Genomic DNA, 20,313 nt, shown 5'->3' with positions numbered 1-20,313 from the left:
ACTGGACGAACGTCCACCGAAATTCCGAACGATTTTCGGGCTGGACGATCAGAGGAAAATTTGCAGCTATCACGACTATCCGAGTCGTAATCGGACGCTGATCGTCAATTGACTACTCGATTCCGTACATCCTTGACCTATTATTCCCTTGTATGGTATTGGTACGCCCTTAGTCCTTCAGGGTCACGGCTTTATGTGGGTCACGCGCACCCTCCCACATGACTCAGCCGGACGCGCGCGAGCGCCCGGCCGCGGGCCTGGCGGACCCCGCGGACGAGCGTTCGAACTGCGGTGTAGGTGCCGTCGTCGACCTCGACGGCGGTCGGTCACACGCAGTAATCGAGGATGGCATCGAACTCCTGGAGAACCTCGAACACCGGGGTGCGACGGGCGCGGAACCGAACACGGGCGACGGGGCGGGCGTCATGCTCCAGCGGCCGGACGGCTTCTTCGAGGCGGTCGTCGGCGACCTCCCGGACACCTACGCGGTCGGATCGCTGTTCATGCCGACCGACGAGGGGGTACGGGCGGAGCTCCGGGACCTGTTCGAGACGACGTTCGCCTCCTACGGGGTCGAGACGGTCGCGTGGCGGGAGGTTCCCACGGACGCGGATGCGGCGGACCTGGGCGAGACTGCGCTGGACTCGGAGCCGTCCGTCTGGCAGGCGTTCGTCGCGCCCGACGGGGAACTCTCGACCGACGACTTCGACCGGCGACTGTACGTCGGCCGGCGCGAACTGGAGAAGGCGGCCGCGGACGTGGAGGGTGCGGGGCGATTCTACGTCTGCTCGCTCGACCGCGAGCGCCTCGTCTACAAGGGCCTTCTGAAGGCGAGCCAGCTCGGGACGTACTTCCCGGACCTTCGCGACGACCGGCTCGAATCCGGCGTCGCGCTCGTCCACGCGCGCTTCTCGACGAACACGCTCGGCGCGTGGCACCTCGCGCACCCGTACCGGAACATCGTCCACAACGGCGAGTTCAACACCATCCGGGGGAACGTGAACTGGATGCGCGCCCGCGAGGCCGACCTCGCGGACGGCGGCTTCACCGACGCGGAACTGGAGACGGTGACGCCGGTCATCTCCGATCCGGACCAGTCCGACACCGCCTCAGTCGACGAGACGCTCGACTTGCTGCTCCGGGGCGGCCGCGAGCTCCCGCACGCGCTCCGGATGCTCATCCCCGAAGCGTACCGCGGGGACGACGCGATGAGCGAGGAGCGCCGGGAGTTCTACGACTTCCACGCCTCGCTCGTGGAGCCGTGGGACGGCCCCGCACTGGTCATCGGCTTCGACGGCGAGCGCGTCGCGGGCGTGCTCGACCGGAACGGCCTGCGTCCGTGCCGATACGACGTGACGACCGACAACCGGCTCGTGATGGCCAGCGAGGTCGGCGCGCTCGACCACGAGCCGAGCGCGGTCGCCGAGCGCGGCCGGCTCCAGCCCGGCGAGGTGTTCGTCGCGGACCGCGAGGCCGGCGAGGTCGTCCCCGACGAGGCCGTCTTCGCGGACCTCGTCGACGACAGGTACGGTGAGTTCGTCGACGCCGAGCAGCGCGAACTCGACGCCGTGGCGGTCGAGACGGACGCGGACGGCCGGCCGGGTGACGCCGACGCGGTGAGGACGGTTCCGAACGCCGGCGAGGCTCCCGAGAACCTCCGCGGGCTCCAGGCGACGTTCGGCTACACGACCGACCAGCTGAACCACATGATCGAGCCGATGACCCACGACGGGAAGGACCCCGTCGGTTCGATGGGCGACGACACGCCGCTGTCGGTGCTCTCGGAGTACAACCGGCCGCTGTTCACCTACTTCAAGCAACTGTTCGCGCAGGTGTCGAACCCGCCGATCGACTACATCCGCGAGGAACTCGTCACCTCGCTCGAGGCCAGACTCGGCCCCCAGCGGAACCTGCTCGACGAGTCGCCCGAACACGCCCGGCAGGTCGTCTGCGACTCGCCGATCCTCACCGAGGCCGAGACGGCCGGGCTCCGCGACCTCGCGGGCCGGACCGACGGCGACCTGACGTCGACGACGCTGGAGACGACCTGGGACCCCGAGGGCGACATGGAGGCCGCGGTCGAGGCCCTCCGCGAGGAGGCGGTCGCGGCCGTCCGCGACGGCGCCGACGTGCTCGTTCTCTCGGACCGCGCGGTCGACGCCGACCGCGCGCCCATCCCGAGCCTGCTCGCCACCGCGGCGGTCCACCACGCGCTCGTCCGCGAGGGCCTGCGCGCCCGCTGTGGCCTCGTGGTCGAGTCGGGCGACCCGCGCGAGGTCCACCACGTCGCCACGCTCGTCGGCTACGGCGCGGGCGCGGTCTGTCCGTACCTCGCGTACGAGACGGTCCGGGACCTCGTCGCCGGCCCCGACGGCGCGGACGAGGTGGAGGCGCTCGCCACCTACCGCGCGGCGCTCGAACAGGGGCTCCTCAAGACGATGGCGAAGATGGGCATCTCGACGGCCGAGTCCTACCGCGGCGCACAGATCTTCGAGGCGGTGGGGCTCGACTCCGCGTTCGTCCGCGAGTACTTCGAGGGGACCGAGATCCGCACGGAGGGCATCGGCGTCGACGAACTCGCGGCCGACGTCCGCGAGCGCCACGCGGTCGGCTTCGGCGACGACCCCGAACTGGAGACCCACGGCGAGTACGAGAACCGCTCGTCGGGGCTCCACCACGGCTGGAACCCCCACTCGGTGCGGGACCTCCACGCCGCCGTCCGTGGGGACGACCGCGAGTCGTGGGACTCGTTCGCAGAACAGGTGAACGACGCCGACGAACCGGCCGAACTCCGGAACCTCCTTGAGTTCGATTCCGACCGCGACCCGATCCCGGTCGAGGAGGTCGAGCCGGTCTCGGAGATCGCCACGCGCTTCACCACGGCAGCGATGAGCCTCGGCAGCCTCTCGCCGGAGGCCCACGAGAACAACTCCATCGCGATGCGGCGGCTCGGCGGCAAGTCGAACACCGGCGAGGGCGGCGAGCCGCCCGAGCGGTTCGGCACCGAGCGCGAGTGCGACGTGAAACAGGTCGCTTCGGGCCGCTTCGGCGTCACCGCGGAGTACCTCGCGAGCGCGGACGAACTCCAGATCAAGATGGCGCAGGGCTCCAAGCCCGGCGAGGGCGGTCATCTCCCCGGCGCGAAGGTGAACGAGTACATCGCGCACGTCCGGTGTTCGACGCCGGGCGTGGGCCTCATCTCGCCGCCCCCGCAACACGACATCTACTCCATCGAGGACCTGAAACAGCTCATTCACGACCTGAAGTCCGCGAACCCGGAGGCCGACGTCAACGTGAAGCTGGTCTCGGAGGCCGGCATCGGCACCATCGCGGCCGGCGTCGCGAAGGCCGAGGCCGACGTCGTCCACGTCTCGGGCCACTCGGGCGGGACGGGCGCGTCGCCGAAGACGAGCATCAAGAACGCCGGCCTCCCGTGGGAACTCGGCCTCGCGGAGACGAACCAGATGCTCCGCGCGACGGGGCTGCGCGACCGCATCCGCGTCGCCGTCGACGGCGGGATGAAGACCGGCCGCGACGTCGCGGTCGGCGCGCTGCTGGGCGGCGAGGAGTTCGCCTTCGGCACCGCCTCGCTCGTCTCCTCGGGCTGTGTGATGGCCCGGCAGTGCCACCAGAACACCTGCCCGGTCGGCGTCGCCACCCAGCGGGAGGACCTCCGCGAGCGCTTCCCCGGCGAGCCCGAGCACGTCATCAACTACATGACGTTCATCGCACGGGAGCTCCGCGAGATCATGGCCGACCTCGGCTTCCGCACGGTCGAGGAGATGATCGGCCGGCCCGACGTGCTCACCCAGCGCGACGACCTGGAGGGGAAGGCCGCGAAACTCGACCTCTCGACGGTGCTCGCCGACCCCGCGCCCGGCGCGCGGACGAAGGTGCGCGAGCAGGACCACGCCGACGTCGCGGACGGCATCGACCGGGAGCTCATCGAGGCGGCGGACGAGGCGCTCTCGTCGGGCGAACCGGTCGCCGTCTCGCGGACGCTCGGGAACACGGACCGGGCAGTCGGCGCGACGCTCTCGAACCGCGTCGCCTCCGAACACGGCGGCGAAGGGCTCCCCCGGGACACGGTCAGCCTGGAGTTCGACGGCACCGCGGGCCAGTCGTTCGGCGCGTTCCTCGCGCCCGGCGTGAGCAGCCACCTCACCGGCGCGGCGAACGACTACGTCGGCAAGGGGCTCTCGGGCGGCACGCTCGCCGTCGAGACGCCCGCGGACGCGTCGTTCGACCCGAGCGAGAACATCGTCGTCGGCAACGTCGCGCTCTACGGCGCGACGAGCGGCGAGGCGTACGTCAACGGCGTCGCGGGCGAGCGCTTCGCGGTCCGCAACTCGGGCGCGAAGGCGGTCGTCGAGGGGCTGGGCGACCACGGCTGTGAGTACATGACCGGCGGCGCCGTCGCGGTGCTGGGCGAGACGGGCCGGAACTTCGGCGCGGGGATGTCCGGCGGCGTCGCGTACGTGTTCGACCCGGACGACGAGTTCCCGGCGAAGGTGAACCGCGGGATGGTGTCGCTCTCCCAGGAACTGACCGATGCCGACGAGGCGATGCTGCGCCGCCTGGTCGAGAACCACCTCGCCCGGACCGACAGCGAGCGCGCGGCCGCCCTGCTGGAGAACTGGTCGGAGGCCGTCGGCGAGTTCGTCCGCGTGCTGCCCGACGCCTACGCGGAAGTCATCGCGGAGGGCCGCGGCGACGACGTGCGCGACGAACTGCCGGAGCCGGTGGCGGGCGGCGACGCGGTTCCGGGCTTCGAGCGCGGCGCGGTCTCGGGCGACGACTAGGTGAGTTCGGATTCGCAGTTTCTTGTTTTCGCGCGTGATTCACGAACGGAACTAGCCGAATGGCGCGCGGCGGCCAAGCGAAGCGCGGCCGCTCGTGCGTGGCTCACGCGAGCGCAGCGAGGGTGAGTTCCGAGCACCGCAGGAGGCTGGGGAGGGTGCGGTGCGGTTGCGGTGCCGTCCGGGTGGGACTGAAAGGGGCCGCGGCTGTCGGCGACGGCGCGGACCGACAAGCACCGCAAGAGGGAGGCCGGAGGCCGACCGATGAGGAGCGAACGCAGTGAGCGACTGAGGAGCGCAGCGGCCGCACCGAGCCGACAGCCGGGGGGGCTTTCGAGGCGTGCGTCAGGGGATTGAAGCTAGCCCCTGAACCGATGGTCGAGGGGGCTTTCCAGCTGTTCGACACCAGGACCGATCCAACACCGCCCGAGAAGAAAAACAGGAACACTTAGCCCCACCCGACCACCCACACCACTCAAGAATGCCCGAGTTCAACCCCTTCTTCTCCGACCTCGCCGACAGAATCCACGCCAAGAACACCGTCGTCTCGGTCGGCCTGGACGCCGACCTCGACAAACTCCCCGAGCACCTCCACGACAGAGATCTCCCGCGCTGGGCGTTCAACCGACGCATCATCGACGCGACCCACGAGTACGCCGCCTGCTACAAGCCGAACGTCGCCTTCTACGAGGACGCCGACGGGTGGCGGTCGCTCCGGGAAACCATCGCGTACGCGCACGGGAAGGACGTGCCGGTGCTGCTCGACGCCAAGCGGGCCGACATCGGAAACACCGCGCGCAAGTACGCGGAACTGCTCGATCACGCCGACGCCATCACCGTGAACCCCTATCTCGGGCGCGACTCGCTCTCCCCGTTCCTCTCCCGGCACGAGAAGGGCGTGTTCGTCCTCTGTCGCACCTCCAACCCGGGCGGCGCGGACCTCCAGGACCTCGAACTCGACTCCGGGGAACCGCTGTACAGGCGGGTCGCCGCGCTGGCGGACCTGTGGAACGAGGCCGGCAACGTCGGGCTGGTGGTCGGCGCGACGACGCCAGACGAACTCGCGGACGTCCGCGAGGCGGTGCCGGACCTGCCGTTCCTCGTCCCGGGTGTCGGCGCGCAGGGCGGTGACGCCGAGGCAGCCGTCGAGTACGGCCTCGCGGACGGGGTCGGGCTGGTGAACTCCTCGCGGGGCATCATCTTCGCCGGCTCCGAGGCTGGCGAGGAGTTCGCCACGGTCGCCGGCCAGGCCGCAAAGCGGCTCCGTGACCGCCTGAACGAGCACCGGAAACGGGACGACGGCTGAACCGGGCCGGCTCCGGCTCCTTGGTGGCGATTTAAGCCCCTGGCCTCCATCGGTCCGGTGATGTTGACCGGCTCCGTGCTGGTGTTTTTCGCCCTGGTGGCCGCCGGCACGGCCGTCGCCGTGGGAAGCTACACCTGGCGCGAACGCGCGGAACCCGGCGCGCCGTCGTTCGTGTTGTTGATGGTCGGCGTCGCCGTCTGGTCGCTCTCGTACGCGGTCGCGCTCGTCACCTTCGACCCGTTGCTGCGCGAGGCGATGGAGGTTCCCCTGGAGGTGGGCAAGGCCATCGTCGCGCCCGCCTGGCTGTTCTTCGCGCTGGGGTACACCGGGCGGGGCGAGTACGTCACCCGCAGGGTCGTCGTCGCCACCTGTCTCGTCCCCGCCGCGACGCTCGTGCTGGTTGCGACGACCGGCTCGCACGACCTCCTGTGGACGAACTACCGGATCGCCCCGACGTTCGGCGCGGCGACGGTGCTGTACGACCCCGAGATCTGGCACTACGTCCACGCCGCGTACGGCTGGGCGATCATCGGCGCGGGACTGTTGCTGCTGCTCGAGACGGTCGTCTCCTACGGCGCGCTCTACCGTGACCAGGGGCTCGCGCTGCTGGCTGGTGCGGTCGTCAGCTTCGCCGCGCACGTCAAGTCGGTGTTCTTCCTCCCGCCGGCGCCCGCGCTCGACCCGACGCCGCTCGCGCTGGCGCTGACGGGGGTCGCGTTCGCGTTCGCGCTGTTCCGCTTCGAACTGCTCGGGCTCGTTCCGGCGACGCAGGCGCTCGGCAGGCGCGCGGCCATCGAGGACGTCGGCGTGGGCGTCGTCGTGGTGGACGCGGACGGCCGGATCATCGAACTGAACAGCGCGGCCGCGGCGGTGTTCGGCGAGTCCGCGGGGACGGTCGTGCGTGACCGGCTCGACGACATCGCACCGGACGTCGACCTGGACGCGGACGGCGGTCAGCTCCTCGAGTTCGCGGACGCCGACGGCTACCGGACCTACGAGGTGACGGTCTCGAGCATCGAGGACCACCACGACAGGGTCGTCGGCAACACGGTGACGTTCACCGACGTCACCGAGCGGGAAGGGCGAAGACAGCGCCTCGAGGTGCTCAACCGGGTGCTCAGACACAACCTCCGGAACGGGATGACCGTCGTCGTCGGCCGCGCGGAGATGCTGGAAGACCGGCTGGAGGGCCCCGAGAGCGACTGGGCGAGCGCGGTCGTTGAGCGCGGCAGGGACCTCCAGGAACTCGGCGAGAAGGCCCGGGACGTCGAGGACCTCGTCACCAGCGATGGGGGCGAGCGACGCGAACGGCGGGATGCCGACCTGGCGGCGCTGGTCCGCGAACTCGCGGCGGCACTCGACGACGGGACGGCAGTCGCGGTCGCCGTGGACGCCCCCGAGTCGCTCGTCGTCACCACGCGACCGGCGGTCGTGCGGGCGGCGATGGAGAACCTCGCGGAAAACGCCGTCGAGCACGCCGACCGGGAGACCACGTCGATAACGCTCACGGCCGAACCCGAGGGCGACGAGGTCGTTCTCCGGGTGGAGGACGACGGCCCCGGCATCCCGGAGGCCGAACTGGAGGCGCTGAGCGCCGGGCGGGAGACGGCGCTCTCACACGGCAGCGGGCTGGGACTGTGGCTGGTCCAGTGGGCTGCCCGCGCGCTCGGGGCGACGCTGACCTTCGCCGATCGGGAACCGCGAGGGACCGCGGTGGAGCTTCGACTTCCCGCCTCCAACGAGACGGTCGGGACCGATTAGTCGGAGACTGGTCCGGGGTCGCCGTCGCCGACGTCGTCCTCGCCGTCCGCCGTGTCCGGCCCGTCGCGGCCACCCGGTCGGTCCTCGTCGCCGCCGCGGACGAGACGCAGACAGTCGGCACAGAGCCCCTCCGTCCTGTCGTAGTGGTCCTCACACACGAACGCGCCACAGTTGTCACAGGTGAACCGACCCTCCTTCGCCTCGCAGATCTGGCAGAGGCCGCTGACACTCATGTGAACTCCCGGGTTCGGGTTCGGCGCGCGCCCCCTTCAGGGCACTGCAGGCGTGCGACGACCCGTCCGTGTCGGCTCGCCACACGGGAAAACGACAGCCACCCCACTCTTGCTGGTGACGGCACTTCAGTTCGGTCGATGATCGGCACCGCAGCGCGGCCGGTGACGGTCACGCGACGGGAGGTTTACGGTCGCGGGACGCCCAGTTCCCGGCGTGGACCGCGATCCGCTGCTGCTGGGGGTGGCCGCCGTGTTCGCCGGCATCGCCGTCCTCATGGGCGTGCTGGCGTTCACCTCCTCGCCGTTCCTGCTAGTCGTGGCGCTCCCGTTCGGCATCATGTCGTGGATCCTCTGGGAGCACGCGACGGGCAGGCTGGCCCGACGGATGCGCGAGAGCGACGCCCGGCGGGAACCGGGATTCGGAGCGAACCGGGGTCCCCGTGATCCCCGGTCACGGTTCGCCCGGGAGGCGCGGGAACGGGCGGAGGCGGGCGGCGCGTGGGCGGAATCGGGTGACGCACGCGCGAACGGTGCCCGATCGGGACGTGCGCGCGGGCCGGGCGGGAGCGGCGGGCCGACCGGCTCCCCGACGATGCGGACCGGGATGCCGCCGGCGGACGCCTACCGGGAACTCGACCTGTCACCCGGCGCGTCGCAGGCGGACGTGAAGGACGCGTACCGCGAGCGGGTCAAGGAGACCCACCCCGACTCGGGCGGCGACGAGGAGGCGTTCAAGCGCGTGAACCGCGCGTACGACGTTCTCAGGGAGTGAGATCGGGGCCCGGACCGCTCGAGAACCGTGGTCGACTTCCGGGCAGTAGTGGGCCGGCATCTTGACGGACACCGCGTCACATCGTGGGTGTTTCCTGCCGGGACGTGGTGTCGTCGAACCCGCCGATTCCCCGCGCTCACCGTGTGAAACGTACGCGTGGTTGGGTCTCCCTACCGTGAAAAACGTTATACTCGCCCGATACTGACCCGGAGGCATGAGCGCTGACCGCGCCGCGCTCGAACGGGCAATCGAGCGTGGCGAGGAGGAGGGCGGGCACATCGAGTTCAAGACCCGCCTCTCCAGGGACGTCCACCTCGCGGACGGCCGCCTGGAGAGTCTCGCCGCACAACTTCGCCACCGCGTCCTCTCCGGCGAGGGCGAGGCCCTGTACGTCGTCGGCGTCCGGGACGACGGCGGCGTCGCCGGCATCTCGCCGGCCGAGTTCTCCGAGAGCATGGACGTGCTGTCGCTTCTGGCCGAGGAGGCGGAGGCGCACATCCACGACGTCGAGACCTGGAGCGCCGGTTCCGGTCCCGCGGACGAGGAGGGGCTGGTCGGGCTTGCGACCGTCCGCGAGGGCGCGATGCTCGAAACCGACGACGAGCACATCGTCGTCGGCACCGCCGGCCACGTCGACCACGGGAAGTCGACGCTCGTCGGCTCGCTCGTCACGGGCGAGGCCGACGACGGCGAGGGCGGCACCCGGTCGTTCCTCGACGTCCAGCCTCACGAGGTCGAACGCGGCCTCTCGGCGGACCTCTCGTATGCCGTCTACGGCTTCGACGACGACGGCCAGGTCCGCATGGACAACCCGCACCGCAAGTCCGACCGCGCCCGCGTGGTCCAGGAGTCCGACCGACTCGTCTCGTTCGTCGACACCGTCGGTCACGAGCCGTGGCTCCGGACGACCATCCGCGGGCTGGTCGGGCAGAAACTGGACTACGGACTGCTCGTCGTCGCCGCCGACGACGGCCCGACGAAGACGACGCGCGAGCACCTCGGCATCCTGCTCGCGATGGACCTCCCGACGCTCGTCGCGGTGACGAAGGTCGACGCCGTCCCCGCCGAGCGCGCCGCCGAGGTCGAACACGAGGTCGAGTCGATGCTCCGGGACGTCAACCAGACGCCGCTCCGGGCCGAGCGCCACGGCGTCCCGACGGCCGTCGAGGAGGTCGGCGACGGCGTCGTCCCGGTGTTCGCCACCTCGGCGGTCACCCGCGAGGGACTGGACGACCTCGACGACCTGCTGGAGGCGCTCCCGAAGCGCACCAGCGACGCCGACGCGGCGTTCCGGATGTACGTCGACCGGACGTACGACGTGAAGGGCGTCGGCGCGGTCGCCTCGGGCACCATCCAGGCCGGAACGGTCGAGGCGGGCGACGAACTCCTGCTCGGGCCGATGCCCGACGGCTCGTTCCGCGAGGTGGAGGTCCGCTCCATCGAGATGCACTACCACCGGGTCGACAGGGCCAGGGCGGGCCGCATCGTCGGCATCGCGCTGAAGGGCGTCCGCGAGGCCGAGATCCAGCGCGGCATGGCGCTCGTCCCCCGGACCGCCGACGTCCGACCAGTCAGGTCGTTCGAGGCGGAGGTGATGGTGCTCAACCACCCGACCCGGATCCAGGAGGGGTACGAGCCGGTCATCCACCTCGAAACCGTGAGCGAGGCTGCGGTGTTCCACCCCGAGGGCGGGAGGCTGCTGCCCGGCGACACCGGCGAGACGACGGTCGAGTTCAAGTTCCGGCCGTACCTCGTCGAGGAGGGCCAGCGGTTCGTGTTCCGCGAGGGCCGCAGCAAGGGCGTCGGCACGGTGAGCGACGTGACCTACGCGGACGAGTAGTCGGGGTCGCGGTCGGACGATGGAGCCGGCCAGCCCTCCTCGATCACCTGTTCCAGCGTCTCGACCCGCAGGTCCGGAGCGGGCTCGCTCCCGTCCGCGGTGCCGTCGCGGACGTGGACGGCTCCCATCCCGACCGCCCGCGCGCCGACGACGTCCGTCCCGTGGGAGTCCCCGACGTGAGCGGCGTCCGCGGGGTCGGCTCCGAGCGCCTCGAGCGCGCGAACGAACGGTTCGCGGTCGGGCTTCGCGGGCGTGTCGTGGCCCGCGTACACCACGGCGTCGGCACGGCGGTCGAGCCCCACCGCGGACAGCTTTTCGGACTGTGCGTCCCGCGGGCCGTTGGTGACGACGGCCCAGGGGACGCCCCCGCGGTCCAGGGCGTCGAGGAGCGGCTCTGCGCCGGGACACCACTCGACGTTCGCGTGATCGCGCGCGTCGGCGAAGGCGGCCGCGACGGCCCTGCCGATGTCGGGGTCGTGGCCGCGATCCTCGGCCAGCGCGGCGAAGCACTCGGCGCGTAGCTCACCCATCCTGTCCGTCCGGTCGTTGAACTCGTCGAACCGGTCGAAGTAGGCGGTCACCGGGAACAGCGGGTCGACGCCCGCCGAGTCGAAGGCGACGGCGAGGATCTCCCCGGGCGACCGACGGTAGTCCAGGAGCGTGCCGTCGAGGTCGAACGTGACTGCGTTCGGCGTCACACTTCCTCCGGGGCGAGCGCGTCGGTCGGCACGTACCCCCCGCCGCGTCGCTCGGCGAGGCCCAGGGACACGAACCAGTCGAGGTGGCGTCGGGCGCGTTCGCGCCACACCGACTCCCAGTCGTCGGTCCGGTTCCGTTCCCAGGTCGGCACGCGGTCGCGGAGCGCGTCGAACGCGTCCTCGACCCTCAGCGGGTTTTCGCTGTCCGCCTGAGCGAGCGTCTCCGCGACCACGTCGGCCCCGTACACGCTCTCGATGAACGCGCGCCGGAGGTCCGCCAGGCTCGCGGACTCGCGGACGCGTCTGAACCCCGAGGGCGTCTCCTCGGCCAGCCCGAGCGCCCGGAGGAAGGTGAGCCACGTCCGGGCGACGTCCCGGGAGGGCAGGTCGCGGCGGCGCATCAGCCGGGCACAGCAGTCGTCCTCGCTCCCCGGAACGAGCGGCACCGCGGCCTGCATCTCCGCGAGAACCGACTCCACGTCGCCGGCGTCGCCGGTCTCCTCACCCGGATCCGCTCCGTTTGCCGTCGGCGAGGGCGGCTCCGGGACGAGTTTGAACTTCACGGACTCACGCGAGGCCGAACGACTCGGCGAGCAGGTCCTCGCGCGTCTCCCCGAGCGCGTACGTCGGGCCGTCCGCCACGTCCACCGTCACGGACGCGGGCGCAAACACGGACTCGTCCACCTCGTAGAAGTCGTAGTCGGCCTGGGCGAAGATGTCTGCGAAGGGGGTGCCGTACTCGTCGGCCGCGCTGGAGGGGAGTTCCTCGAACCGGTCGAAGTCCTCGGCGACCGTCAGGTGGACCTCGCCGCCGTACGCGAGCGCGTCGTTAGTCCGCCCCATCGCCACCGTCTCGTCGTAGCTGACGGGGGCGACCGGGGCGGAGCCCGCGACCGAGAGCACGTCCAGGGGATCGTAGCCGAGTTCGAAGAGTCGGAAGACGGCGAGTTCCGCGGCGCGGGCCGCGGTCGTCACGCTGCCGGCAGTCGAGCCGAGCGCGCAGGTCGGGAGGTAGACGGCGGTCTCGTTCACGCCGGTCCGTTCGGCGACGTGTTCGGCGACCGCGTCGCCCGGGAGTTCGACGCTCTCGACGCCCAGGACGGTGAGGTCGAACTCGTCGTAGTAGCCGACCGCCTCGAACTCGGACTCCTCCCCGACGATGGCGCGGGCCGGGCCGGAGCCGAGGCCGTCGAAGCCGTCCATGTCGAGCTCCCAGCCGGCCTTCTGCGAGCAGAGCAGCGCGATGCCCGGGTGGTCGGTCGTCAGTTCGACGTGCGGGACCGGCGCGCCGGCGACCCGGTCCATCCGCGACTGGACGGTCGCCAGCCCGGCGGTCTGGATCTCGGCGAGCAGCAGGCCCGCCTCCAGGCCGCCGTCCGCCTCGACGCCGAAGTCGATGACGGTCGCACCCGAGTCCAGTTCGTAGGCGGCCAGGTTCAACTCGTCGGCGAAGTCGAGCGCCTCGTCGACGAGTTCGACCGCCATGCGATTGAGGCTGTCCATGCGGAGGGGTTGGGCGGTTCCACGGAAAGAGTTTGTCAGTTCGCGAGTTCGATGTGTTGGGTGTACACGGCACAACGCGACAGCGGAATTCGATTCCACCGTGATGACCGCGAAAGCCCCCGCGGCGCCTTTCAGTCCCACCCGTGGCGGTAGGTCGGTCGTCGCTACCTCGACACCCGCTCGTTCCGCTGTGGGGTGTCGGTGGCGACCGCCTCGTGGTGGTTCAGTCGTCGTCGCCGACCGCGTCATCCCCCTCGCTTCTGGCCGGGCGGCCGAGTTCCCGTTCGACGGCGTCGACCTTCTCGTTCGCGTGCTGGTCGCTGGTCCGCTTGTCGTCGATCTTCAGCACCGTGCTCACGCGGTCGCCGTCGACGGCCTGGTGGGCGGCGGTGGCGGCGGCCATCAGTTCCTCGATGGAGTCGGCCTCGATCACGGTCCCCATCGGGTTCGTCTCGTAGCCCACCTCGAAATCGTCGAGCGCGGCGACGGCCCTGGCGACTTCGCCGGCCATGCTTCCCTCGGTGACCGGTGCGACGCTCAAGAGCGCGATGACTGTCATGGCTGCCGTTTCGGCGCGCGGCCACCTAACTGTGGGGCCCGTAGGTTCGCGGGCGCGTGGTCCTCGGTGCGGGCGCTCGCTGCGTTTCGAACCGTCGCAAATCAACTGCGAACCCCGTTCTCAGGCGCGCGGCGGCCGCGCCTCGTGTGCGGCCACCCGTCGCGCGAGGGATGAGTGGGGGAGCGACCGAAGGGAGCGAGCCGACCGAATCGGCTGCTCACGCGAGCGATGCGAGGGAGAGTTCCGAGGAATGTGCTCCGAGGGAAGAGAGGCGTGGGACTGCGGTTTGCCGTGTGGTTGCGGTGTGGGTGGGACTGAACGGGGCCGCGGGGGCTTTCGAGGACTGGGCCCCGACGGCCGAGCCGATATCGAATCGAACGTCGGCGGGGCTCTCGGGGTCGTCCCACCGAGCTGGCACACACGACTCGCTAGCGTTCCACCGACTCAGTAGCGGAGTCGAAACGGGCTTGGTCGTCCACCCGACCCCTAGAGTATGTACCTGAGTCATCCGGTCCGACGGCTCCGAACGGACCCGCACCCCGAGGAGGACGTCGTGCTGGTCGTCGAACTGGGGTCGCTCTCTGCGGACGACCTCCGGGACGCAGTGGCTGACCTGAACGGCGAGGTCGAGGCGGAGCTCCGGTTCGACTCCTACCGGCTCCGGCTTCCCCAGACTGCCGTCGACCAGTTCTGTGAGCTGGACGGGCTGAAGACGGTCGAGACGGAGAACGCGGTCGGATACGGCGGCGACTCGGGAGAGGATATGGAGTGACGCTCGGCTCCCGAATTGGACGCGACAGAACTGCGCTGGCTGGGATTTGAACCCAGGTTGTGACCATGGCAAGGTCACGTGATACCACTACACTACCAGCGCCCTGCTACACCCAACGATTCCCGAGGGACCAACTTAACGCTGTCGGATGGAATCCGAATAACCGCACGCGGGCGTGGGGGTTTCTCACACACGGCCGCCACTGGCCCACGACACCACCTCACATGCAAATCGCCCGTAATCGGGTGTGAGAGGCCGTCACTCGCCCACAGCGTTCCGATGTTCTTTTAGGGCGTGGCTGAGGAGATGTACGATACAGTCCGGTGTGAGCGACATGGACGACACGAGACTCGACGTCCTCGTGCCGTCGTCGCTCGTCCGGGAGGCCGAGGACGGCCGCGAGGCCACGCGAAAACTCGGTTACGTCGCCCGCGCGGCGACGATCTTCCGGGCCGACCGGTTGGTCGTCTTCCCCGACGGGGAAGGCGAACGCCGCTGGGGCGGCGAGTACGTCACCACGGTGCTGGAGTACTGCGCGACGCCCCCCTACCTCCGGAAGGAGGTCTGGGGGATGCGCGACGAGCTCCGGCACGTCGGCGTGCTTCCACCCATGCGGCCCGACACCTCCGGCCCCGACGGGTCGGAGTTGCGAGACGGAATCGTGACCGAGGTCGGACCTGAAGGCCGCGTTCGGGTCAATTGCGGACTGCAACACCCGATCTCCCTTCGCCTGCCTCCCGAACGGGAGGCGACGGAGGGGGAGCGCGTCACCGTCAGGGTCTCTTCGCGAGAACCCGTCCGCGCCCGCGTCGTCGAGGGCCCCTCGCCGGGGTTCCGCGTCGCGGGCGAGGACATCTCGGACGCCCTCGCCGCCGCCGACGTGGGGGTCGCCACGTCACGGCACGGACGACCGCTGTCCGTGTCAGGACTGGGCGACCTCCGCGCGCGACTGCGCGACAAGCGTGTCGCCGTCGCGTTCGGCGCGCCGGGCCGAGGGCTTCCGGCCATCCTCGGGGTCGACCCCGAGGAGGTGCCGGTCGAACCCGGGGTACAGGACGACTCGGGGTTCGACCTCTGGCTGAATACGATTCCGCGACAGGGGAGCGAGGTCGTGCGGACCGAAGAGGCGGTCTTCACCACGCTCTCGCCCCTCACGCTCACGGAGTAAGCCAACACACATGCCACAACCAAGCAGACCACGCAAGGGCTCGATGGGCTTCGGTCCGCGTACGCGCGCGAACAGCGAAGTCCCCCGCATCCGCTCGTGGCCCGAGGACGACGGCGCCGCCGGCGTCCAGGGCTTCGCGGGCTACAAGGCGGGCATGACCCACGTCGTCATGGTGAACGACGAATCCGACTCCCCGCGCGAGGGGATGGAGGAGTCCGTTCCCGTGACGGTCGTGGAGGTGCCCCCCATGCGGGCGGTCGCCCTGCGAGCATACGAGGACACGCCGTACGGACAGAAGCCGGTGACCGAGGTCTGGGCTCCCGAGTTCCACGACGAACTCGACCGGACGCTCGACCTGCCGGCGGAGGACACCTTCGAGGACGACGCGACCGAACTCCGCGAACTCGTGGACGACGGCGTCGTCGACGACCTGCGCTTCATCACCCACACGGAGCCGGCGTCGATGGCGAACGTCCCGAAGAAGAAGCCCGACGTCATGGAGACTCGCGTCGGCGGCGACGCGCTGTCGGACCGGCTCGAGTACGCCCTCGACCTCGTCGAGGACGGCGGCGAGCACGAGTTCGGCGACGTGTTCCGCGCGGGCGAGTACATGGACGTCTCGGGCGTCACGAAGGGGAAGGGCACCCAGGGCCCCGTCAAGCGCTGGGGCGTCCAGAAGCGGAAGGGCAAGCACGCACGCCAGGGCTGGCGGCGCCGGATCGGCAACCTCGGCCCGTGGAACCCCTCGCGCGTGCGCTCGACCGTTCCCCAGCAGGGACAGACCGGCTACCACCAGCGGACCGAACTCAACAAGCGGCTCATCGACTTCGGCGAGGGAGACGACGCCTCGGTCGATGGCGGCTTCCCGAACTACGGCGAGGTGGACGGTCACTACGCGCTCGTCAAGGGCTCGCTGCCGGGCCCCGACAAGCGCCTCCTGCGGTTCCGCCCGGCCATCCGGCCGAACGACCAGCCGCGCCTCGACCCCGAGGTGCGCTACGTCTCCACCGCATCGAACCAGGGCTAACCCATGAAGGCAACAGTACACGACCTGAACGGCGACGAGACGGGTGAGGTCGACCTCCCCGAGGTCTTCGACACCCAGTTCCGACCGGACCTGATCCGGCGGGCCGTCGTCGCCGCGCAGGCAAACAGGAAGCAGGCCTACGGGGCCGACGAGTTCGCCGGGCTCCGCACGCCCGCCGAGTCGTTCGGCTCCGGCCGCGGGATGGCCCACGTGCCCCGACAGAACGGGCAGGGCCGGCGCGTGCCCCAGACGGTGAAGGGGCGCAAGGCGCACCCGCCGAAGGCCGAGAAGGACCAGTCGAAGAAGGTGAACGACAAGGAGCGCAAACTCGCCGTCCGCTCGGCCCTCGCGGCCACCGCGGACGCCGAACTCGTCGCCGAACGCGGCCACGCGTTCGACGAGGACGCGACGCTCCCGCTCGTCGTCTCGGACGAGTTCGACGACCTCGTCAAGACGAAGGAGGTCGTCGACCTCCTCGAATCGCTCGGCGTCCACGCGGACGTCGAGCGCGCCGAGAACGGACGCTCGGTTCGCTCGGGCCAGGGCAAGGCCCGCGGTCGCAAGTACCAGCAGCCGAAGTCGCTGCTGTTCGTGACCGCCGGCGAGCCGTCCAAGGCCGCCCGCAACCTCGCGGGCGCCGACGTGACGACCGCCGCGGAAGTGAACGCTGAGGACCTCGCGCCCGGCACGCACGCCGGCCGACTCACGCTCTTTACCGAGAGCGCGCTCGAGGAGGTGGCGGAGCGATGAAGACTATCAAACACCCGCTCGTCACCGAGAAGGCGATGGACGAGATGGACTTCGGCAACAAGCTGCAGTTCATCGTGGACATCGACGCCGCCAAGCCCGACGTGATCGAGGCGGTCGAGTCGCAGTTCGACGTGACCGTCGCCGACGTGAACACGCAGGTCACGCCGAAGGGGCGAAAGAAGGCCACCGTCGCGCTCGGCGAGGACGACGACGCCCAGGAAGTGGCCTCGCGGATCGGGGTGTTCTGAGAATGGGACGAAGAATTCAGGGACAACGACGCGGTCGCGGCGGCTCCACGTTCCGTGCGCCGTCGCACCGCTACAAGTCGGACAAGCACCACAAGAAACTCGAGGAGGACGACGCCACGATCTCGGGCACCGTGGTCGGCATCGAGCACGACCCGGCCCGCTCGGCGCCGCTCGCCGACGTGGAGTTCGAGGACGACGACCGCCGCCTCGTGCTCGCCCCCGAGGGCGTCACGGTCGGCGAGGAGATCCAGGTCGGCGTCTCCGCCGAGATCAAGCCCGGCAACACGCTCCCGCTCGCGGAGATCCCCGAGGGGGTTCCGGTGTGCAACGTCGAGTCCAAGCCCGGCGACGGGGGCAAGTTCGCCCGCGCCTCGGGCGTCAACGCGACGCTGCTCACCCACGACCGCACGGTCGCGGTCGTCCAGCTGCCGAGCGGCGAGGTCAAGCGACTCAACCCGGAGGCCCGCGCCACCATCGGCGTGGTCGCCGGCGGCGGTCGGACCGAGAAGCCGTTCGTGAAGGCCGGCAACAAGCACCACAAGATGAAATCGCGCGGCACGAAGTACCCGCGCGTTCGCGGGGTCGCCATGAACGCCGTCGACCACCCGTTCGGTGGCGGCGGCCGACAGCACCCTGGCCAGCCCAAGTCCGTCTCGCGGAACGCACCGCCGGGACGGAAAGTGGGCGACATCGCCTCCAAGCGCACTGGCCGTGGAGGGGACAACTGAACCATGAGCTCCGAGTACAGAACCGGCCGCGAGGGTGAGTTCACCTACCGCGGCCACACGCTCGACGAACTGCAGGAGATGGAGCTGGAGGACGTCGCGGAACTGCTGCCCGCTCGACAGCGGCGAACCATCACCCGAGGACTGGGCACCGAGCAGCTGAAACTGCTCGAGGACGCCCGGGAATCGACCGAGGAGGAGACGGCGAACGACCCGCTCCGGACCCACGTTCGGGACATGCCCATCGTGCCGGAGTTCGTGGGGCTGACGTTCGCGGTCTACGACGGACACGAGTTCGAACGCGTCCGGATCGAGCCCGAGATGATCGGGCACTACCTGGGCGAGTTCCACCTCACGCGGAACTCCGTCGAACACGGTCAGGCCGGTCTCGGCGCGACCCGGTCCTCGAAGTTCGTGCCCCTCAAGTAACCATGGGAATCAACTACAGCGTCGACGCCGACCCGGACGCCTCCGCGAAGGGGATGCTCCGGGAGCGGCAACTCAGCCTGAAGCACAGCAAGGCCGTCGCCCGTGCCATCAAGGGCGAGACGGTCGCGGACGCCGAGGAGTACCTCGACGCGGTGCTCGCCGGCGACCGCTCCGTCCCGTTCCGACAGCACAACACCGGCGTCGGCCACCGCTCGGACATCGACGGGTGGGACGCGGGTCGCTACCCCGAGAAGGCGACCGAGGACCTGCAGAAGCTCCTCGAGAACGTCAAGAACAACGCCGACCGCGCCGGCTTCGAGCCCGACGAGATGGTCATCGACCACGTCGCGGCCCACAAGGTCGGCGAACAGCAGGGTCGCAAGCCCCGAGCGATGGGTCGCGCGTCGCCCTGGAACTCCACGCAGGTGGACATCGAGATGATACTGACAGAACCGGAGGAGGCCGAATAATGGCGGACGAGCACCAGTTCATCGAGGACGGGCTCCAGCGGAGCCAGATCAACGAGTTCTTCGAGGAGGAACTGGGCCGCGCGGGCTACGGCGGCATGGACGTCGCCAAGACCCCGATGGGGACCCAGATCGTCCTGAAGGCCGAAAAGCCCGGCATGGTCATCGGCAAGGGCGGGAAGAACATCCGCAAGGTCACCACCGAACTGGAGAACCGGTTCGACATGGACGACCCCCAGATCGACGTACAGGAGGTCGACGAACCCGACCTCAACGCGAAGATCGTCGCGGACCGGCTGGCGAACGCGCTCGAGCGCGGCTGGTACTTCCGGAAGGCCGGCCACACGACGATCGACCGCATCATGGACGCGGGCGCGCTGGGCGCCGAGATCGTCCTGAGCGGGAAGGTCACCGGCGCGCGCTCGCGCGTCGAGAAGTTCAACCGCGGCTACGTCAAGCACAACGGCGAACCCGCGAAGGATGTCGTCGACGAGGGCCAGGGCGTCGCGGTGATGAAGCTCGGCACCATCGGCGTCACGGTGAAGATCATCCCGCCGGGCGCGAAGCTCCCCGACGACTTCGAACTCGACGAGGACGCCGAGGCCCCCGAGGTCGACCAGGAGGTCGAGGAGGCGGGCGTCGAGTCCCTGCTTGAGGAGGAACCCGAGGAGGTTCCCGACGCGTCCAACGAGGAGGAGGACGTCGACGTGCCGACCGACGAGCCCGAGGACGTCATCGACGAGGAGATCGTCGAGGAGGTCATCGAGGCGGACGAGACCGAGGACGGCGACGGCGCCGCCGACACCGGCGAGCCGGACGAGGAGCCGACCGAGGAGCTCGAGGAGCTCGACGAGGACGTCGAAGCCGAGGCCGAGGAGCTCGTGGCCGAGATGGAGTCGGAGGAGGAGGAATCCGCCGACGACGCTGACGCCGAGGAGGCGGAAGCCGACGCCGACGAGTCCGAGGACGAATCGAGCGAAAGCGAAACCGAGGCCGCCGACGAGGCGGACGAGGGCGACGAGGAGGAGGCCTGATCATGGCGATCCTTCACGTCGAGGAGATTCGCGACATGACGCCCGCGGAGCGGGAGGCCGAGCTCGAGGAACTCGAGACGGAACTGCTCAACGCCAAGGCCGTCCAGGCCGCGGGCGGCGCGCCGGAGAACCCCGGCCGCGTCGGCGAACTGCGAACGACGATCGCGCGGATCAAGACGATCCGGCGCGAGGAAGGCGACATCGACGACGCCGAGGAGTAAT

General features: G+C 70.0%; 20 protein-coding genes and 1 tRNA gene. 15 read left to right on the top strand and 6 right to left on the bottom strand.

All coding sequences use genetic code 11. From position 1 onward, the window contains the following. The first annotated feature begins 218 nt into the window (after positions 1-218). The 3 genes from gltB to RJT50_RS10860 all read left to right on the top strand — a co-directional run bounded on the left by gltB (position 219) and on the right by RJT50_RS10860 (position 7,866). Complete coding sequence (gltB, locus tag RJT50_RS10870) at positions 219-4,802, top strand: glutamate synthase large subunit (RefSeq protein ID WP_313691344.1); 4,584 nt, start codon at positions 219-221, stop codon at positions 4,800-4,802. Between the two features lie 478 nt (positions 4,803-5,280). After that, positions 5,281-6,105, top strand: coding sequence for an orotidine-5'-phosphate decarboxylase (gene pyrF / locus RJT50_RS10865; RefSeq protein ID WP_313691342.1), 825 nt, complete (start codon positions 5,281-5,283; stop codon positions 6,103-6,105). A gap of 60 nt (positions 6,106-6,165) precedes the next feature. Beyond that, complete coding sequence (locus RJT50_RS10860; protein WP_313691341.1) at positions 6,166-7,866, top strand: histidine kinase N-terminal 7TM domain-containing protein; 1,701 nt, start codon at positions 6,166-6,168, stop codon at positions 7,864-7,866. Here the strand turns inward: RJT50_RS10860 and RJT50_RS10855 are convergent. Next, positions 7,863-8,099, bottom strand: a complete 237-nt coding sequence (locus RJT50_RS10855; protein ID WP_313691340.1) for a hypothetical protein — start codon at positions 8,097-8,099, stop codon at positions 7,863-7,865. The genes RJT50_RS10860 and RJT50_RS10855 overlap by 4 nt on opposite strands. A 214-nt stretch (positions 8,100-8,313) precedes the next feature. Between RJT50_RS10855 and RJT50_RS10850 the strand changes: the two genes are divergently transcribed. Further along, complete coding sequence (locus RJT50_RS10850) at positions 8,314-8,871, top strand: J domain-containing protein (protein WP_313691339.1); 558 nt, start codon at positions 8,314-8,316, stop codon at positions 8,869-8,871. Between the two features lie 214 nt (positions 8,872-9,085). After that, positions 9,086-10,711, top strand: coding sequence for a GTPBP1 family GTP-binding protein (locus RJT50_RS10845; protein ID WP_313691337.1), 1,626 nt, complete (start codon positions 9,086-9,088; stop codon positions 10,709-10,711). Here the strand turns inward: RJT50_RS10845 and RJT50_RS10840 are convergent. From RJT50_RS10840 to RJT50_RS10825, 4 genes are all read right to left on the bottom strand, one after another. Beyond that, positions 10,696-11,409 (bottom strand): HAD family hydrolase, encoded by a 714-nt coding sequence (locus RJT50_RS10840; RefSeq protein ID WP_313691336.1) that lies wholly within the window; start codon positions 11,407-11,409, stop codon positions 10,696-10,698. The genes RJT50_RS10845 and RJT50_RS10840 overlap by 16 nt on opposite strands. Continuing rightward, a complete protein-coding gene (locus tag RJT50_RS10835) occupies positions 11,406-11,972 on the bottom strand; it encodes a double winged helix-containing putative transcriptional regulator (protein ID WP_313691335.1) in 567 nt (188 codons plus the stop codon). Before RJT50_RS10835 ends, RJT50_RS10840 begins: the two co-directional genes overlap by 4 nt. A 4-nt stretch (positions 11,973-11,976) precedes the next feature. Next, positions 11,977-12,912, bottom strand: coding sequence for a methenyltetrahydromethanopterin cyclohydrolase (gene mch / locus RJT50_RS10830; RefSeq protein ID WP_313691333.1), 936 nt, complete (start codon positions 12,910-12,912; stop codon positions 11,977-11,979). A 223-nt stretch (positions 12,913-13,135) separates the two neighbouring features. Continuing rightward, the gene (locus tag RJT50_RS10825; RefSeq protein WP_313691332.1) at positions 13,136-13,471 is read right to left on the bottom strand and encodes an MTH1187 family thiamine-binding protein; all 336 of its coding nucleotides are present in this window, start codon (positions 13,469-13,471) and stop codon (positions 13,136-13,138) included. A gap of 493 nt (positions 13,472-13,964) precedes the next feature. Between RJT50_RS10825 and RJT50_RS10820 the strand changes: the two genes are divergently transcribed. Continuing rightward, positions 13,965-14,243, top strand: a complete 279-nt coding sequence (locus tag RJT50_RS10820; protein ID WP_313691331.1) for a hypothetical protein — start codon at positions 13,965-13,967, stop codon at positions 14,241-14,243. 31 nt (positions 14,244-14,274) lie between these two features. Here RJT50_RS10820 and RJT50_RS10815 read toward each other — a convergent pair. Next, positions 14,275-14,345: transfer RNA gene (locus tag RJT50_RS10815), tRNA-Gly, on the bottom strand. A 232-nt stretch (positions 14,346-14,577) separates the two neighbouring features. Here RJT50_RS10815 and RJT50_RS10810 point away from each other — a divergent pair. Genes RJT50_RS10810 through rpmC form a run of 9 tightly spaced genes read left to right on the top strand, consistent with a single transcriptional unit; the run spans position 14,578 to position 20,312 of the window. Then, positions 14,578-15,411: a putative RNA uridine N3 methyltransferase gene (locus tag RJT50_RS10810; RefSeq protein WP_313691330.1), complete on the top strand. Its 834-nt coding sequence runs from the start codon at positions 14,578-14,580 to the stop codon at positions 15,409-15,411. A 10-nt stretch (positions 15,412-15,421) separates the two neighbouring features. After that, a complete protein-coding gene (locus RJT50_RS10805) occupies positions 15,422-16,438 on the top strand; it encodes a 50S ribosomal protein L3 (RefSeq protein ID WP_313691329.1) in 1,017 nt (338 codons plus the stop codon). A gap of 3 nt (positions 16,439-16,441) precedes the next feature. After that, positions 16,442-17,188 (top strand): 50S ribosomal protein L4, encoded by a 747-nt coding sequence (gene rpl4p / locus RJT50_RS10800; protein ID WP_313691328.1) that lies wholly within the window; start codon positions 16,442-16,444, stop codon positions 17,186-17,188. Further along, positions 17,185-17,436, top strand: coding sequence for a 50S ribosomal protein L23 (locus tag RJT50_RS10795; protein ID WP_313691327.1), 252 nt, complete (start codon positions 17,185-17,187; stop codon positions 17,434-17,436). Before rpl4p ends, RJT50_RS10795 begins: the two co-directional genes overlap by 4 nt. 2 nt (positions 17,437-17,438) lie before the next feature. Then, positions 17,439-18,164 (top strand): 50S ribosomal protein L2, encoded by a 726-nt coding sequence (locus RJT50_RS10790; RefSeq protein WP_313691326.1) that lies wholly within the window; start codon positions 17,439-17,441, stop codon positions 18,162-18,164. 3 nt (positions 18,165-18,167) lie between these two features. Further along, positions 18,168-18,590 carry a 30S ribosomal protein S19 gene (locus tag RJT50_RS10785; protein ID WP_313691325.1) on the top strand — a complete coding sequence of 141 codons (423 nt, stop codon included), beginning with the start codon at positions 18,168-18,170 and terminating at the stop codon, positions 18,588-18,590. Positions 18,591-18,592: 2 nt separating this feature from the next. Next, positions 18,593-19,060 (top strand): 50S ribosomal protein L22, encoded by a 468-nt coding sequence (locus RJT50_RS10780; protein WP_313691323.1) that lies wholly within the window; start codon positions 18,593-18,595, stop codon positions 19,058-19,060. Continuing rightward, positions 19,060-20,091, top strand: a complete 1,032-nt coding sequence (locus tag RJT50_RS10775) for a 30S ribosomal protein S3 (protein WP_313691322.1) — start codon at positions 19,060-19,062, stop codon at positions 20,089-20,091. The genes RJT50_RS10780 and RJT50_RS10775 overlap by 1 nt, the downstream gene beginning before the upstream one ends. A gap of 2 nt (positions 20,092-20,093) precedes the next feature. After that, complete coding sequence (gene rpmC / locus RJT50_RS10770; RefSeq protein WP_313691321.1) at positions 20,094-20,312, top strand: 50S ribosomal protein L29; 219 nt, start codon at positions 20,094-20,096, stop codon at positions 20,310-20,312. The last annotated feature ends 1 nt before the right edge of the window (position 20,313 follow it).

This window comes from Halobaculum sp. XH14 (genome assembly GCF_032116555.1).
Classification (GTDB): domain Archaea; phylum Halobacteriota; class Halobacteria; order Halobacteriales; family Haloferacaceae; genus Halorarum; species Halorarum halobium.
Note: the sequence above shows the minus strand (reverse complement) of the source record. Positions and strands in the feature narration are given on the sequence as shown.